This window comes from Ruegeria sp. PrR005 (genome assembly GCF_010500245.1).
Classification (GTDB): Bacteria; Pseudomonadota; Alphaproteobacteria; order Rhodobacterales; family Rhodobacteraceae; genus Ruegeria_B; species Ruegeria_B marisflavi.
The window spans coordinates 94,837-109,748 of record NZ_JAAGOX010000002.1 but is presented as its reverse complement, the minus strand read 5'-3'; the positions used below and the strand labels follow the sequence as shown (position 1 = coordinate 109,748).

Here is a 14,912-nt window from a genome sequence, read left to right as displayed (position 1 = left end):
CCGGCGCACCGCCCTTTTCCTCTTGCCAAAAATATCCCGGAGCGCGAGGCAGCGCCTCGCATCCCGCGCCGCAAGGCGCGGCACCAAAAGAGCGCGCCGCAGGCGCTCCTTTTGACAGCGGAAATCGCGGGCCGGCCCTATTCGTCGGGCGTGGCATGCACCGCCAGCAGGTCCAGTTCCGCCTCTTGCGGCGCAATTGTGCGAAAGCTTTCGCGCACCCCCGCTTCGGTCAGATCGCGTGCCACGGTCAACAGCGTGTTGGGATCATGCCCGTCGCACAGCTCCGCCATATGGTCGATCTCGGCCCGCGCCACGCCCATGGCCGCCTCGACCGAGGGCGCGCCATAAAAAGCCACGAAATGCCGGGCCAGGTTCTCGGTCAAGGCCTCGACCTCATGCGGCTCGGCCCGGGTCACCGCCACAAATGTCACCCGGCCAAAGGTTTCCAAGCCCAGCCAGCCATTGGCAAAAGCCTGCCGCGCCTTGCCCTCCAGATCCGCCTCGCCCCAGTTGGAGAACTCGAACCCACCCGAAATGCACCACTCCCCGGTGCGCGCGGGCGAATGGAACACGCGCGTGTCGCTCTCGTCAAAATGAATCGCCCGGGCCAGGTTCATGCCTCATCCTCCAGAACATCGGTCAGCGGCACCAGATGGGTCGTGGCGTCATCGCGGATCAGCATGCCAAACCGCTCGTCGACCCCCAGAAAGGTGCCGGATATCCCCGCCCGCGTCACCGCTTCGCCGACACCCGGCACCAGCCCCATCCATTCCGCATGCAGCGGCCCGTTGCCATCGCTTTCCCAGCGGTTGATCCAGGTCATCACATGCCGGGCCCAGCTTTCCAGCAGTTGCTCGGCGGGCACATCGGCACAGCCCTCTTCATAAAGCGCGGTGCGGTCCGGTGTCTCGCCGGGGTCCTCAGTCGTCTGCAACAGCACCAGGTCCAGACCGACCACCAGCCAGTCGGGCACCAGCGCCGGGTCAGACGTATCCGCCGCCACCTGCAACTGCCCGCATAGCGCGCCGTTCACCCGAATGCCGCCCTCCCAGGTCAGGTGGACCGCCACCTCGGGCGGGGCCAGCGCGCCCAGCGCGTTCTGGAACCCCACGCCGCAGAGCGGCAGCATCGCCATCGCCTCGGCCAGCACCACCTCGGGGGCAAAGACCAGCGCCGCCCGCAGCCGGTCGGCCTGCACGTTATGCACCACCGTCCCGCCGTCACAGCCCATCGCCGCCATGGCGCGGGCGCGGTCAAACGGCGCCTCGCCCCCCGACACGGCAACGCCCTGCATCAGCGGCGGAAAGGTGGGTGTGCTCATGCTTGCCCCTTGGCGATCATCTCACGCGCGATCCGGCGGAACGCCTCGGCCTGTGGGCTGTCGGGCTTGCTGACAACGATCGGCGCGCCACCATCGGCGGCGACCCGGATGTCGAGATGCAGCGGGATCTCACCCAACAGCGGCACGCCCAGCTTCTCCGCCTCGGCGGCAACGCCGCCATGACCGAACACATGCTCTTCATGTCCGCAATTGGAGCAGATATGGGTCGACATGTTCTCGATCATGCCCAGGATCGGCGTCTTGAGCTGGCGGAACATGTCGATCCCCTTGCGGGCGTCGATCAGCGCCACATCCTGCGGCGTCGAGACCACGATGGCCCCATCCACCGCGAATTTCTGGCTCAGCGTCAGTTGCACATCGCCTGTCCCCGGCGGCAGGTCGACGATCAGCACATCCAGACCGCCCCATTGCACCTGGTTCATCATCTGTTGCAGCGCGCCCATCAGCATGGGACCGCGCCAGACCACCGCCTGCCCCTCGTTGGTCATCAGCCCCATCGACATCATGGTCACGCCATGGTTCCTCAGCGGCAGGATGGTCTTGCCATCCGGGCTGGCGGGCCGGCCCGACACGCCCAGCATGCGCGGCTGCGACGGGCCATAAACATCGGCGTCGAGCAGGCCCACGCGCCGCCCTTCGGCGGCCAGCGCACAAGCGAGGTTGGCCGACACGGTGGATTTGCCCACCCCGCCCTTGCCCGAGGCTACGGCAACGATCCGGTCCACACCGGCAACCGGCTGCGGCCCCTGCGGTGCTGCCTTGGCACGCGGTTTCAGATCGGGCGGCGCCTTTTCCGAATGCGCCGTCATCAGCGCCGAGACCTTGGCGACCCCTTCGACCATCTGCGCGGCCTGCTCGGCGGCGCTTTGTACGGGCTTGTACATTTCGGCCAATTTGGGGTCGATCTCGAGTACAAAACGGACATTTTCGCCGTCCACGTTCAGTGCCCGGACGATTCCGGCGCTGACGATATCCTGCCCCGAGGCCGGATCGGTAATCTTCTTGAGGTTGGCCAGAACGGCGTCACGCAGGCTCATGCGTCACCGTCCCGGATCACGCCCGTGACCTCGTGGGAAACGTCCAGCCCCTCGACCGTCAGGACGATTTTTGCCTTGAATTCCTTGCCCTTGGGGGTTCCGGCCTTGCGCAGGCCTTCCTCGATGGCCTGCTGGCTGGTGACGCCCACCTGCTTGAGGAATTTGCGCATCGACATGTTGTAATCGCCGCTCATGGGCCGGTCTCTCCTGTATTCCACGCATCAATTGACGCATCGCCCACACCGCCATTACGCTGCGAAACATGCGACACGCCCTCTTGTGCCTCAGCCTGCTCGCCTTCGCCAGCCCCTGCGCCGCGCAGGAGGCAATCGGTCTGGCCAGCCCCGAGGCCGTGGCACGCTCGGGTCTTCTGCAACATATTCTGCCGCGCTTCTCGCTCAAGACCGGAATTCGCGTTATCATCGACCCCGAAGGCCCGATGGAACTGACGACCGTAACAGACAACGCGCCGGTTTTCTGGCGCGGCGATGTGGTTTACTTCCTTCGCACCGACGGGTCGGAACGGCAGGAACGGTTCCGGGACTGGTTGCAAAGCGACATCGGCAAGCGGACAATCGAAGCTTTCGTGCCACAGGACGGCCCCGCTTACTCCGCCAGTTTCGAGACAGCGGAACCCGAAGCCGCGCCACAGTTTGACGGCAACGCGGCCGTTGGCGCGCAATTGTCGCTGGAAAAATGCGGGCGATGTCATGTGGTTGGCGAGCAGAACCGGATGAAAGGGATCGGTTCTACCCCGTCCTTTGGCGTGCTGCGCGCCCTGTCCGATTGGGACAGCCGGTTTCAGTCTTTCTACGCTCTGCGCCCGCATCCCGCCTTTACCCAGGTCGAAGGCATCACGGCGCCTTTTGACGCCGAGCGCCCGTCGCCAATCCACCCGGTGACGCTGACGCCAGAGGAGCTGGAGGCCATCCTTGCCTTTGTCGCGGCAACCGGCGCGGCAGACCTGGGCGCGCCGCTGATCATGAAATAGCGCCTCACGATACATCCCGGAATATTTGCAGCGAAATGAAGACAGGACGTGGGTCAATGATCCTTGCGCCTGCTGAAATAGTCCTCGGTAGTGACCGTGCGCGGCCGTTCCTTGGCGGCAAACGGGTTGTCCGTCGCCTGGAACTGGGCACCCACCCGGCAATTGTCGCACATCTGGATCATCCGCGCCTGCGCGCTTTCGGCGAACATCGGGTGTTTGCCCGCGAGCTTCTCCATGATCCGTTCGACGGTCGAGCGGACGCCGAAGAGCGCGCCGCATTCGATACAGGCAAACGGCTCTTCCTCGTTCAGCACGCGCTGGCCAAGCGCCGCTTCGGACAGGTCGAGCCGAGGTTCGAGCGTGATCGCCTGTTCCGGGCAGATGTTGCGGCAGATGCCGCATTGCAGGCAGGCGTCCTCCTGAAAGTTCAACTGAGGCATGTCCGGATTGTCGATCAACGCCCCCGAAGGGCAGAGCGACACGCAGCTGAGGCACAGGGTACAGGCATCCGTGTTCACCACCACCGCGCCATAGGGTGCTGCCTCGGGCAGCGGCAGAACCGGCCCGCCGGGGTTCAGGGCCTGCGCCGCCAGCCGCGTGACCTGCCTGCGATTGCCCATCGGCAGCACTGGATCCGCCAGCGGTGCTTTGACCTCCGCCATGTACAGATGTTCGGACAAGGCGTCAGGGTCGGTCATATCAAGCAGGCTCACCCGCCCCGGCCCTGCAATCGCCACGGCCAGCGCCAGTTCCCGGTCCAGAGCCTCGCGCTCGGTCCTCGGACCGCACAGGACCGATACCGAAGCAAACCCATGCGCCAGACCGGCCAGCATCTCGGCATGGCCGAAACCGGAAACAACGTTCAGTTCCAACGGGATGACATCCGCAGGCAAACCCCGGCCGAAGCGAGCGGCGAGGCGGATCATCTCGGCCCCGTGCGCGTCATGAACCAACAGGCGTGGCGCGGCGCCGCCCGCCTTGCGATAGGTCCGCGCCAGGATCTGCATGCGCGCCAGGAGGGTGGCAAGCGCGGGGTCTTCATAGGTGATCGCGGTCGAGGGGCACAGCGCCGCACAGGCGCCGCAACCTGCACACACCATCGGATCGATGGACACGTGATCGCCCGCCGGTGTGATCGCCCCGGTCGGACAGATATCGAGGCAATTCGAACAGCCGGTCTGTTCGGCCCGCGAATGGGCGCACAGGCTTTCGTTCAGCCGGATATAGAGCGGTTTTTCGAATGTCCCGGTCAGTTGCGCGGCCTCAAACGCCAGGCGTTCGACCGCCAGCCTGTCGCGCGGATCGGCGCGCAGATACCCTTCGCGTTTCTCCCAGGCCGGAACCATGGGTGTGCCGCCGGTAAGGTCGATCACGATATCACACTCTGACACGGCGCGATCCTTTGGCACGGTCAGTTCAAAGGCCCCACGCCCCCCGGGTTGGATCTGACGGAACCCGTCGATCCGCAACCGGAAACCGCCCAGGGCGCCTTGCACCCGAACCAGTTTTCCGGTCACCACGTCATAGGCGCGTGTCATCGGCAGGTCGCCTTCGGTGATCAGGGCTGTCACCGCCAGTGCCCCTGACAGTCGCTCTGCCAGATCGCAGACAGCTTGGGCAGGACCGGCGATCAGGCATACCCCCTCGCTGAGCACATCCACCGCCGGGGTCACCGGAACCGGCATAAATGCCTCGGCCACCAGCGCCGCCATCTTGGGGGCGGCCTGTGCCCCCTGGTCGGACCAGCCCGCACGGTCCCGCAGATCGACAGATCCGGGCGTTTCGACGCCCAGGTCTTCAGCCAGGGCCGTGAACGCGTCCTGTTCCTGTCCGCAGGCGATAATGGCCTCGCCGGACTGAAGCAGATTCGCCGCCTTTTCCAGTTCCGTGGTGCAAAGCGACCGGTAGACGCGCGAACACCCGGCCCCGCAAGCCGTAGAGATCCGCTCGGCATCAATGCTCTGGGACCCGGCACAATCGCACAGAATCAAAGTCTTGGACATTCTCTCTCCATCCGATCCGGTACTGCGGACCTTCCTTCTCCCGTCGTGGAATGTGGCCCAGCCAGAGCGCTCGGTAAAGGCCGCATGGCCAACGGTAAAAATTTGTACATCTTCCCTTTGCCAACAAACCAAACGCGCTAGCTGGTCAAAGATGGCCAAACAAAGATACATCTTCACTATATCTTTTGTGGTAAGAAAACAGGGCCAATCACGTCAAAAGCCTTGGCAGACGTGTTTTTACCTCGCATAGTTTGACGGACGGAAAGAAGGGGAGAGCTTTCCGGGGAGGACCGTTTGGCGAAGGCCGCAAACAATCGCATCGAAATGCCGCTGGGCGTGGTTGTCCGCAAATCGCCGGGCGTGACCCGCTGGGCGCGCTGGAACTGGCGCGCCGTCGCTGTTCTTCCGGGGGCGGGACCAGCCGACTGGTCGGAATTGCGGCGCGAAGGTGAGGCGGTCGAATACCATGCGGCCACTCTGCCCCTGGTGCTGTGGTCCTCGGACGCCGAAGCGTACATGATCAATCTGGCCGACGGGACACCTTCCATCTACCTGGTTCTGCGCGAGAGTGAGGCGGCCGACCGACCGCTGGACGCGGTTCTGGTGACGGCGTCACCGTATGAAGGCCAGGACTATGCCGACACATCCGATGACATCGTCGAAAAGATTGCGATGACCCCGGGCCTGATTGCCTGGGTACGGGACTTCGCGCTGGCTCATTTCGAGGCCGAGGGCTTTGTCAAACGCAAGCGGGATCGCAAGCGGGTCGATCTGGTCGAAGACGGGCGCGGCGATGCACGAATCCGCCAGGAAAGCGACGTCTACCGCGCGCCGGGCCGGAGGGTTGTGCAATGAGCGCAAGCGGCGATTTCTGGACAAGGCGGCGCGCGGCGGTTGTCGCCGAAGAGCACGCCGAAGCCGCAGCGCAGAGCGCCGAGGCACGCGCACAGGCGCAAGCGGCGCTGGAGCAGGAGAGCGACGACGAAATTCTTGAACGGCTTGAACTGCCCGATCCGGATACGCTGCAACCCGGCGATGACGTTGCACGGTTCATGTCGGATCTGGTACCCGACCGGCTCCGCCGCCGAGCCTTGCGCCGCCTTTGGCGACTGAACCCGGTATTGGCGAATGTTGACGGTTTGGTCGACTATGGCGAGGACTATACGGATGCCGCGCTTGTGGTGGAGAACCTGCAAACCGCCTATCAGGTCGGCAAGGGCATGCTCGCTCATATCGAGGCTCTGGCCGCCCAGGCCAACGGTGAAGAGGATCCCGAAGAGGAAGATCTGCCCGCCGCCGCACCAGACAAGGTTGAAGAGGTCCCGCTGGCTCTTGCCGAGACCTCCCCGCCCGAGATGGAGGCTGCTTCCGCAGCCGACGCGGACAACGAGGTGGTCCCCTTGCGGGACCCCGAGGCGCCCGCCCTCCCCGCTCCGCGCCGCATGCGTTTTTCGTTCGAAGGATAAAGAATGGCCCAGACCAGCACAGCAAATCCCACAATCGGCGAAGAGGACCGGCTGCGCGCGGATTTCTACAATTTTCTGGGGCTGATCCTGGCCGCGCCGCCTGACCAGATTCTGCTCAACCAGGTGGCAGGGCTATCGGGCGACGAGTCGGACCTGGGCCAAGCCATCGGTTCAATGGCGCGTGTGGCCCGGGTGACGAAACCCGCCGCGGCGGAACGCGAGTTCAACGCGCTGTTCATCGGTCTCGGACGGGGCGAGCTGCTGCCTTACGCCAGTTACTACCTCACCGGGTTCCTGAACGAAAAACCGCTGGCGCAGCTGCGTCAGGACATGGCCGCTCGCGGCATTACCCGCGCCCAGAATGTCTATGAGCCCGAGGACAATATCGCCTCGCTGATGGAAATGATGGCAGGCATGATCGTGGGGCGGTTCGGGAAACCGGCTACGCTGGACGACCAGAAAACCTTCTGGGCACGACATATCGGCCCCTGGGCCGGTCATTTCTTCACGGATTTGGAAGGCGCCGAAAATTCGGTGCTCTATGCCTCGGTCGGCTCTGCCGGCCGGGTGTTCATGGAGATCGAACGCGAAGCCTTCCGGATGACGGCGGCCTGAGGCCGCCTTTCGCCGGTGTCCCGAACGGGATACCAGAACCGCAAATGGGAAAGGAGGACCCCATGAGCAAGACCAGGGAAGAAGGCGCAACCCGCCGCGACTTCCTGAAACTGGCCGGCACCGCCGCGCCCGCCGCGGTGGCCGCAGCCGCCATCGGGGGCGAGGCTCAGGCCGCCGACCTGCCCGTGGACGAAACCCGTCTTCAGGACACCGCGCATACCCGCGCCTATCTCGACAGCGCCCGGTTCTGAAAACCGGACGCCGTCACCCCCCGGTCGACGGTTGCGTGAGGCCCTGACACCGGTTTCGGAGAGTACCAAGCCAGCCACGATGGTCGTGGCCAGCACGGGAGGAACAAGATGCTAAGGAAAAAGACCAACGGGGTTGCGCGACGCCCCCAGCGGACTTCGATCCTGTCTCAGGTCGGCGACACCCATGTCGACCGCCGCGCGTTCCTGCGCGGTTCGGGTCTGGCGATCGGCGGCCTTGCCGCGATCAGCGCCACGGGCGGTACCGTGACGCAGGCCAGCGCCCAGACGGCAGCCGGATCCGCCGTTGAGACCGTGAAATCGGTCTGCACCCATTGTTCGGTGGGCTGTACCGTCATCGCCGAAGTCAAGAGCGGCGTCTGGGTCGGGCAGGAGCCCGGCTGGGACAGCCCGTTCAACCTGGGCGCCCACTGCGCCAAGGGGGCCTCGGTCCGCGAGCATGCCCATGGCGAACGCCGCCTCAAGTACCCGATGAAGAAAGAGGGCGGCGAGTGGAAGCGCATCAGCTGGGAACAGGCGATCAACGAGATCGGCGACGGCATGATGAAGATCCGTGATGAAAGCGGACCTGACAGCGTCTACTGGCTGGGCTCAGCCAAGCACAATAACGAACAGGCCTATCTGTTCCGCAAGTTCGCCGCCTATTGGGGCACGAACAACGTGGATCATCAGGCGCGTATCTGTCACTCGACGACCGTTGCAGGTGTTGCCAACACCTGGGGCTACGGCGCGATGACGAACAGCTACAACGACATCCATAATTCCAAGGCCATCTTCATCATTGGCGGCAACCCGGCCGAGGCGCATCCCGTCTCGCTGTTGCACGTTCTGAAGGCCAAGGAGCAGAACAACGCACCGCTCATCGTCTGCGACCCGCGCTTCACCCGCACGGCCGCGCATGCCGATGAATACGTGCGCTTCCGGCCCGGCACCGACGTGGCGCTGGTCTGGGGCATCCTGTGGCACATCTTTGAAAACGGCTGGGAAGACAAGGAATTCATCCGCACCCGCGTCTGGGGCATGGACCAGATCCGTGCCGAAGTCGCGAAATGGACTCCCGAAGAGACCGAACGCGTCACTGGCGTGCCCGGAAGCCAGTTGCGCCGCGTGGCGATGCAGATGGCCAACAACCGCCCCGGCACCGTGATCTGGTGCATGGGCGGCACTCAGCATACCAATGGCAACAACAATACCCGCGCCTATTGCGTGCTCCAGCTGGCGCTGGGCAACATGGGCACGAGCGGAGGTGGCACGAACATCTTCCGCGGCCATGACAACGTGCAAGGGGCAACCGACCTTGGCGTGCTCAGCCATACCCTGCCGGGCTACTATGGCCTGACAGCTGGTGCCTGGGGCCATTGGGGCCGGGTCTGGGGCGAGGACATGGACTGGCTCAAGGCGCAGTTCGCCACCGTCAAGGACAAGGACGGCAAGGACAAGTCGCTGATGCTGGAAACCGGTATTCCGGTCAGCCGTTGGATCGACGGCGTGCTGGAAAACCCGGAGAACATGGACCAGCCCAACAACGTCCGCGCCATGGTACTGTGGGGGCACGCGCCCAACAGCCAGACCCGTGGCACGGAAATGAAGACGGCGATGGAAAAGCTCGACATGCTTGTCGTGATCGACCCCTATCCGACCGTCTCGGCTGTCATGCATGACCGGACCGACGGAGTTTACCTGCTGCCGGCCTGTACACAGTTCGAAACCCGCGGCTCGGTCACGGCCTCGAACCGTTCGCTCCAGTGGCGCGACAAGGTTGTCGATCCGCTGTTCGAATCGCTGCCGGACGAGGTCATCATGGCCAAGTTCGCCAACAAGTTCGGCTGGGCCGACCGGCTGTTCCGGAACATCGAAATGGATGACCCGGAAACGCCCAACGTCGAGAGCATCACACGGGAGTTCAACTCGGGCCTTTGGACAATCGGCTATACCGGCCAGTCGCCCGAGCGGATCAAGAGCCACATGGCCAACCAGCACACGTTCGACAGGACAACGCTGCAAGCGGTGGGCGGTCCCAACGACGGCGAGTACTATGGCCTGCCCTGGCCCTGCTGGGGCACCGCCGAGATGGGCCATCCGGGTACGCCCAACCTCTATGACATGTCCAAGCCGGTTGCCGAAGGCGGTCTGTGCTTCCGGGCACGTTTCGGGGTCGAGCGGGATGGCGACAACCTTCTGGCCGAAGGCGTGTCGAACCCGGGTGCGGAGATCCAGGACGGATATCCTGAGTTCACCATGCAGATGCTGATGGACCTGGGCTGGGACGGCGACCTGACGCCTGAGGAACGTGCGGCGATCGATGCTGTGGCGGCCGAAAAGACCAACTGGAAGACCGACCTTTCAGGCGGCATCCAGCGGGTGGCGATCAAGCATGGCTGCGCGCCCTTCGGCAATGCCAAGGCTCGTGCCGTGGTCTGGACCTTCCCGGATCCGATCCCTGTACACCGTGAACCGCTCTACACCAACCGGCGCGATCTGGTGGCGGATTATCCAACCTACGAGGACCGCAAGTTCTATCGTCTGCCGACGCTTTATGCGTCGATCCAGAAGAATGACTTCTCGAAGGATTATCCGATCATCCTGACCTCGGGCCGATTGGTCGAATACGAGGGCGGCGGCGACGAGACGCGTTCGAACCCGTGGCTGGCCGAGTTGCAGCAGGACATGTTCGTCGAGATCAACCCCCGCGATGCCAACAATCTGGGCATTCGCGATGGGCAGCAGGTCTGGGTCGAAGGTCCCGAAGGCGGCAAGGTCAAGGTGATGGCGATGCTGACCGAAAGGGTCGGTGCCGGCGTGGCCTTCATGCCCTTCCATTTTGGCGGGCACTTCCAGGGCGACGATCTCAGGTCGAAGTATCCGGCCGGGGCCGATCCCTATGTCCTGGGCGAAGCGTCCAACACCGCCCAGACCTATGGCTACGATTCAGTGACCCAGATGCAGGAGACCAAAGCAACTCTCTGCAAGATCTGGGCAGCGTAAGGAGGACCGATCATGGCAAGAGCAAAGTTTCTCTGCGACGCTGAACGCTGCATCGAGTGCAACGCCTGCGTCACCGCGTGCAAGAACGAGCACGAGGTGCCCTGGGGCATCAACCGCCGCCGGGTGGTGACGATCAATGACGGCAAGCCGGGCGAGCGCTCGATCTCGGTGGCCTGCATGCATTGTTCGGACGCCCCCTGCATGGCGGTCTGCCCGGTGGACTGCTTCTACCAGACCGAAGACGGTGTGGTGCTGCATTCCAAGGACCTGTGCATCGGCTGCGGCTATTGCTTCTACGCGTGCCCCTTTGGCGCGCCGCAATATCCGCAGGCGGGCAACTTCGGATCGCGCGGCAAGATGGACAAGTGCACCTTCTGCGCCGGCGGCCCCGAGGAAACCCACTCCACCGCCGAATTTGCCAAGTACGGGCGCAACCGGATCGCCGAGGGCAAGCTGCCCATCTGCGCCGAAATGTGTTCGACCAAGGCACTTCTGGCGGGCGATGGCGATGTGGTCTCGGCCATCTACCGCGAACGCGTAGTGGCCCGTGGCTTCGGTTCGGGCGCCTGGGGCTGGGGCACGGCCTATGACCAGAAAGGCGGATGATCCCGCTTGAACAACAGACTGGCGCGGCCCTGCCGCGCCAGTCCCCCACTTGAGTTTTCATTGAAAGCGCTCCGCTCCGCCTTGTGGCGGGCAAGATTTCTGCGATCCGCCGAAGAGGGTAAAATGCCGGTTCTGCGACTCCTCCTCTGTCTTATCTGCCTCGCCCTGCCTGCCTGGGCACAAGAGCAAGCAACCCCCGACCGATCTGCCACCGGTGGCGCCACCACACTGGAGGATATTCTGGCCCGGCAGCGTGGAGAAAAGGTCGATCCGACCTATCGTTCCAGTAATACTGGAAGTCAGGAATCTCCCTATGAGGCCCAGCTTGGTATTCGAGGCGGCGCGTCGGACAGCGAAGTTTACCGCGCCCTGCGCTACGGGTCAGCAGACGTAACCGTCTCGGCCCGCGGACCTGCGGCGGACGTTATCATCCAGGATAGTGGCATGTGGTGGGTGACCTTCCGCGCCGGCCCGCTGCGCGATTATGGAACCTATGCGCTGGGCGGTATGCTGGCCTTGCTGCTGCTTTTCTATTTGATCCGTGGCAAGATCCGCATCGACGGCGAGAAGACCGGCCGCACGGTCACACGGTTCACTGATTTTGAACGTTTTGGCCACTGGCTGTTCGCCGGATCCTTTTTGGTCTTGGCCGTATCGGGGCTGATCACCCTCTATGGTCGGGATTTCCTGATCCCGCTGTTCGGCAAGGAAGGTTTTGCGACCATCGCGCTGGCCTGTAAATGGCTACACAACAACATCGCCTGGGCCTTTATGCTGGGGCTGGTGATCGTCACCCTCAACTGGATCGCCCATAACATCCCCAACCGGCATGACCTCAAATGGCTCGCCGTCGGCGGCGGGCTGTTCAGCAAGGGCAGCCACCCACCGGCCAAGAAGTTCAATGCCGGGCAGAAGATCATCTTCTGGCTCTGCATCCTGCTGGGCGTGTCCATCTCTCTTTCGGGTCTGTCGCTGCTCTTCCCGTTTGAGATGCCGATGTTCGCCAAGACCTTTGCGTTGGCCAATGCCACCGGCCTGCCGCAAATGATGGGCCTGACGTTCACTGAGACAATGGGACCGCATCAAGAGATGCAGTTCGCCCAGCTCTGGCACATCATCGTGGCCTTTGCCTTCATCACCATCATCATCGCCCATATCTATCTGGGCTCGGTGGGCATGGAAGGCGCCTTTGACGCGATGGGAACCGGCGAAGTCGAAGAGCAATGGGCGCGTGAACACCATTCGCTGTGGCTGGACGAGGTCAAATCGGCCGAAGCCACCCAGGGAAAGCCCACTCCGGCGGAATGATGCGGGCGCTGGCGCTGGCGATGATCCTGTTGCCCGCAACCGGGGCGGCGGAGTTCTTTACCCTCAAGGGGCACGGTGGCCCGATCATGGGAATCGCTACCGCCCCAGACGGGCGCATCGCCACCGCCAGTTTTGACAATTCCGTGGGTCTGTGGACCGGGACGCAGGCCAACTGGCTGGAGGGGCATGAGGCCGCGGTCAACGCGGTCGCATTCAATGGCACCGCGCTCTATTCGGTCAGTGACGACTTTACCCTGCGCCGCTGGCCCGGCGGCGCCGTCGTCGGACAGCACAAGGGCAAGATCGTGGGAGTGGCGCTGTCCGAGACCCATGTCGCCACCGCCAGTTGGGACGGAACCATCGGCCTCTGGCCACAAGACGGCACAACAGGCCGCTTGCTGAGTCCGAGCGGGAGCGGAGTGAACGCGGTCGCCTTCAGCGCTGACGGTTCCCACCTCTATTCTGCCGGCATGGACGGCGTGCTGCGGCTCTGGGATGTGAGCAGCGGGCAGGAAGTCCGCCAGGTTGTGCGCCACGGCTTTGGCATCAACGAGATCGTGCTGAATGAAAGCGATGGCTGGCTAGCCTATGGCGCGGTCGATGGGGTGACCCGGATTCTGGATCTCGAAACCGGGGCGGAACGTGACTTCACCCTGGATCGCCGCCCCATACTGGCCCTGGCGCTGAGCCCAGACCGCGACCACCTCGCCGTAGGAGATGGAGAGGGCTACATCATGGTGATCGACACGTCAGAGTGGCGTATCGCCCGAGACTTTCGCGCCACACTGAACGGACCGGTCTGGGCGCTGGCGTTCTCTCCTGACGGCGAGAACATCCACGCTGGCGGGATTGCCGACACCATGTACAGCTGGCCCATCGATTCACTGGACGAGCATGGAAAGATGGCGGAAACGGACCGTAGTTTCCTGAAAGACCCGGACAAGATGGAGAATGGCGAACGTCAGTTCGCGCGCAAATGCTCGATCTGCCATGCATTGACGCCCGGTGGCGGGCGCCGGGCCGGCCCAACGCTTTTTGGCATATTTGGCCGCCCTGCCGGCACCCTGCCGGGCTATCTGTATTCGGATACGCTGAAAGGTTCGGATATCATCTGGACCGACGAAACGATCAATTTGCTTTTCGACCTCGGTCCGGACCATTACATTCCGGGATCAAAGATGCCGATGCAGAGGATCACCCAAGCGCAGGACCGCGCCGATCTGATCGCCTACCTGCATCGGGCCACTCAAGTGGAGAACCAGAAATGAAAGCCTTTCTGAGCGCTGTTGTCATGATGATCGTCGTGACCGTGGCCGCCCCCTATGCGCTGAACCAGTTCGGCTTTTCCGCGGCCGACCGGGCCACTGGCAACGACGTACGCCTCGACTGAATGCCCGAGTACCTGACCACCCGCGAGCTTGCCGATCTGCTTCGGATCGGCGAGCGAAAGGCTTACGACCTTGCCTCTTCGGGTGAGATTCCGCATGTGCGCGCCATGGGCAAACTGCTGTTTCCCCGAGCCGAGATCCTAGCTTGGCTGAACGCTTCCCACGCCGGACCGCAGGTGGCGGAACCTCCCCTGCCGCCGATCCTGGCTGGCAGTCACGACCCGCTGCTCGACTGGGCGCTGCGCGAAAGCGGATCGGGCCTGGCAACCTATTACGATGGGTCTTTCGACGGGCTCGACCGGCTGAAGGCCCGCACGGCACAAGCTGTCGCGCTGCACATTCGTGAGGATGACGGATTCAATGTCGAAACCCTGGCCGAAACCATGGGTGAGGCACCCGTGGTCCTGATCGAGATCGCCCGCCGCAGCCGTGGCCTGTTGCTGTCGCCAGAGGTCAAAGGTGTTGCTGGCTTCGGCGATCTACGCGGCCGAAAGGTCGCGATGCGCCAGGACAGCGCGGCCAGCCAACACCTGTTCTGCGCCGAACTCTCGGCCTACGGCCTGACGCTGGGTGACATCGATCCTCTCGAGAACCGCGCCCGCACCGAAGAGGACCTTGCCGTTCTACTCCAGACCGGCAAGGCCGAGGTGGGTTTTGGCCTGGGCGCGCTGGCCGCGTCGCATGGGCTGAGCTACATCCCTACGCATGAAGAACGATTTGATCTGGCGATCTGGCGCCGCGCTGCGTTTGATCCGCCGATGCAACGTCTCATTCAGTTCTTGCGATCACCAGCGTTTGCAGCGCGGGCTGCCGAACTCGACGGCTATGACATCTCCGGGCTTGGGACAGTCCACCGGAACGGCGCGTCTGGCTGACGCGCGGCTCCAGCCTTTTCATTTCGG

The 14,912-nt window shown here is 63.6% G+C and carries 16 protein-coding genes; 11 read left to right on the top strand and 5 right to left on the bottom strand.

Annotated features, from left to right (window positions below; all coding sequences use genetic code 11):
* Nucleotides 1–137 precede the first annotated feature (137 nt).
* From G0P99_RS01495 to G0P99_RS01480, 4 genes are read right to left on the bottom strand one after another with little or no spacing between them, the layout of a single operon-like run.
* The gene (locus G0P99_RS01495) at nucleotides 138–617 is read right to left on the bottom strand and encodes a DUF6505 family protein (RefSeq protein WP_164127023.1); all 480 of its coding nucleotides are present in this window, start codon (nucleotides 615–617) and stop codon (nucleotides 138–140) included.
* Nucleotides 614–1,321 carry a biotin/lipoate--protein ligase family protein gene (locus G0P99_RS01490; RefSeq protein ID WP_164127022.1) on the bottom strand — a complete coding sequence of 236 codons (708 nt, stop codon included), beginning with the start codon at nucleotides 1,319–1,321 and terminating at the stop codon, nucleotides 614–616. Before G0P99_RS01490 ends, G0P99_RS01495 begins: the two co-directional genes overlap by 4 nt.
* Nucleotides 1,318–2,379 (bottom strand): Mrp/NBP35 family ATP-binding protein, encoded by a 1,062-nt coding sequence (locus G0P99_RS01485; protein WP_164127021.1) that lies wholly within the window; start codon nucleotides 2,377–2,379, stop codon nucleotides 1,318–1,320. Before G0P99_RS01485 ends, G0P99_RS01490 begins: the two co-directional genes overlap by 4 nt.
* A complete protein-coding gene (locus G0P99_RS01480; RefSeq protein ID WP_164127020.1) occupies nucleotides 2,376–2,573 on the bottom strand; it encodes a DUF6494 family protein in 198 nt (65 codons plus the stop codon). The genes G0P99_RS01485 and G0P99_RS01480 overlap by 4 nt, the downstream gene beginning before the upstream one ends.
* Before the next feature lie 68 nt (nucleotides 2,574–2,641).
* Here G0P99_RS01480 and G0P99_RS01475 point away from each other — a divergent pair, with 68 nt between their 5' ends.
* Entirely contained in the window at nucleotides 2,642–3,370 is a 729-nt protein-coding gene (locus tag G0P99_RS01475) for a cytochrome c (RefSeq protein ID WP_164127019.1), read from the top strand.
* 53 nt (nucleotides 3,371–3,423) lie between these two features.
* Here G0P99_RS01475 and G0P99_RS01470 read toward each other — a convergent pair whose 3' ends face one another.
* Nucleotides 3,424–5,373 carry a 4Fe-4S binding protein gene (locus G0P99_RS01470; protein ID WP_164127018.1) on the bottom strand — a complete coding sequence of 650 codons (1,950 nt, stop codon included), beginning with the start codon at nucleotides 5,371–5,373 and terminating at the stop codon, nucleotides 3,424–3,426.
* 294 nt (nucleotides 5,374–5,667) lie between these two features.
* Here G0P99_RS01470 and G0P99_RS01465 point away from each other — a divergent pair, with 294 nt between their 5' ends.
* From G0P99_RS01465 to G0P99_RS01425, 10 genes are all read left to right on the top strand, one after another.
* Complete coding sequence (locus G0P99_RS01465) at nucleotides 5,668–6,228, top strand: DUF3305 domain-containing protein (RefSeq protein ID WP_164127017.1); 561 nt, start codon at nucleotides 5,668–5,670, stop codon at nucleotides 6,226–6,228.
* A complete protein-coding gene (locus G0P99_RS01460) occupies nucleotides 6,225–6,839 on the top strand; it encodes a DUF3306 domain-containing protein (protein ID WP_164127016.1) in 615 nt (204 codons plus the stop codon). The genes G0P99_RS01465 and G0P99_RS01460 overlap by 4 nt, the downstream gene beginning before the upstream one ends.
* A gap of 3 nt (nucleotides 6,840–6,842) precedes the next feature.
* A complete protein-coding gene (locus G0P99_RS01455; RefSeq protein ID WP_164127015.1) occupies nucleotides 6,843–7,454 on the top strand; it encodes a molecular chaperone in 612 nt (203 codons plus the stop codon).
* Between the two features lie 62 nt (nucleotides 7,455–7,516).
* Nucleotides 7,517–7,705: a ubiquinol-cytochrome c reductase iron-sulfur subunit N-terminal domain-containing protein gene (locus tag G0P99_RS01450; protein WP_164127014.1), complete on the top strand. Its 189-nt coding sequence runs from the start codon at nucleotides 7,517–7,519 to the stop codon at nucleotides 7,703–7,705.
* 108 nt (nucleotides 7,706–7,813) lie between these two features.
* Entirely contained in the window at nucleotides 7,814–10,708 is a 2,895-nt protein-coding gene (locus tag G0P99_RS01445; RefSeq protein WP_164127013.1) for a formate dehydrogenase subunit alpha, read from the top strand.
* A gap of 12 nt (nucleotides 10,709–10,720) precedes the next feature.
* A complete protein-coding gene (gene fdh3B / locus G0P99_RS01440) occupies nucleotides 10,721–11,314 on the top strand; it encodes a formate dehydrogenase FDH3 subunit beta (RefSeq protein ID WP_164127012.1) in 594 nt (197 codons plus the stop codon).
* A gap of 123 nt (nucleotides 11,315–11,437) precedes the next feature.
* Nucleotides 11,438–12,622 carry a formate dehydrogenase subunit gamma gene (locus G0P99_RS01435; protein ID WP_164127011.1) on the top strand — a complete coding sequence of 395 codons (1,185 nt, stop codon included), beginning with the start codon at nucleotides 11,438–11,440 and terminating at the stop codon, nucleotides 12,620–12,622.
* A complete protein-coding gene (locus G0P99_RS01430; protein WP_164127174.1) occupies nucleotides 12,622–13,890 on the top strand; it encodes a c-type cytochrome in 1,269 nt (422 codons plus the stop codon). Before G0P99_RS01435 ends, G0P99_RS01430 begins: the two co-directional genes overlap by 1 nt.
* On the top strand, nucleotides 13,887–14,012 hold the full coding sequence (locus tag G0P99_RS24910) for a hypothetical protein (RefSeq protein WP_255455741.1): 126 nt from the start codon (nucleotides 13,887–13,889) through the stop codon (nucleotides 14,010–14,012). The genes G0P99_RS01430 and G0P99_RS24910 overlap by 4 nt, the downstream gene beginning before the upstream one ends.
* A complete protein-coding gene (locus G0P99_RS01425) occupies nucleotides 14,013–14,885 on the top strand; it encodes a helix-turn-helix transcriptional regulator (RefSeq protein WP_164127010.1) in 873 nt (290 codons plus the stop codon).
* The last annotated feature ends 27 nt before the right edge of the window (nucleotides 14,886–14,912 follow it).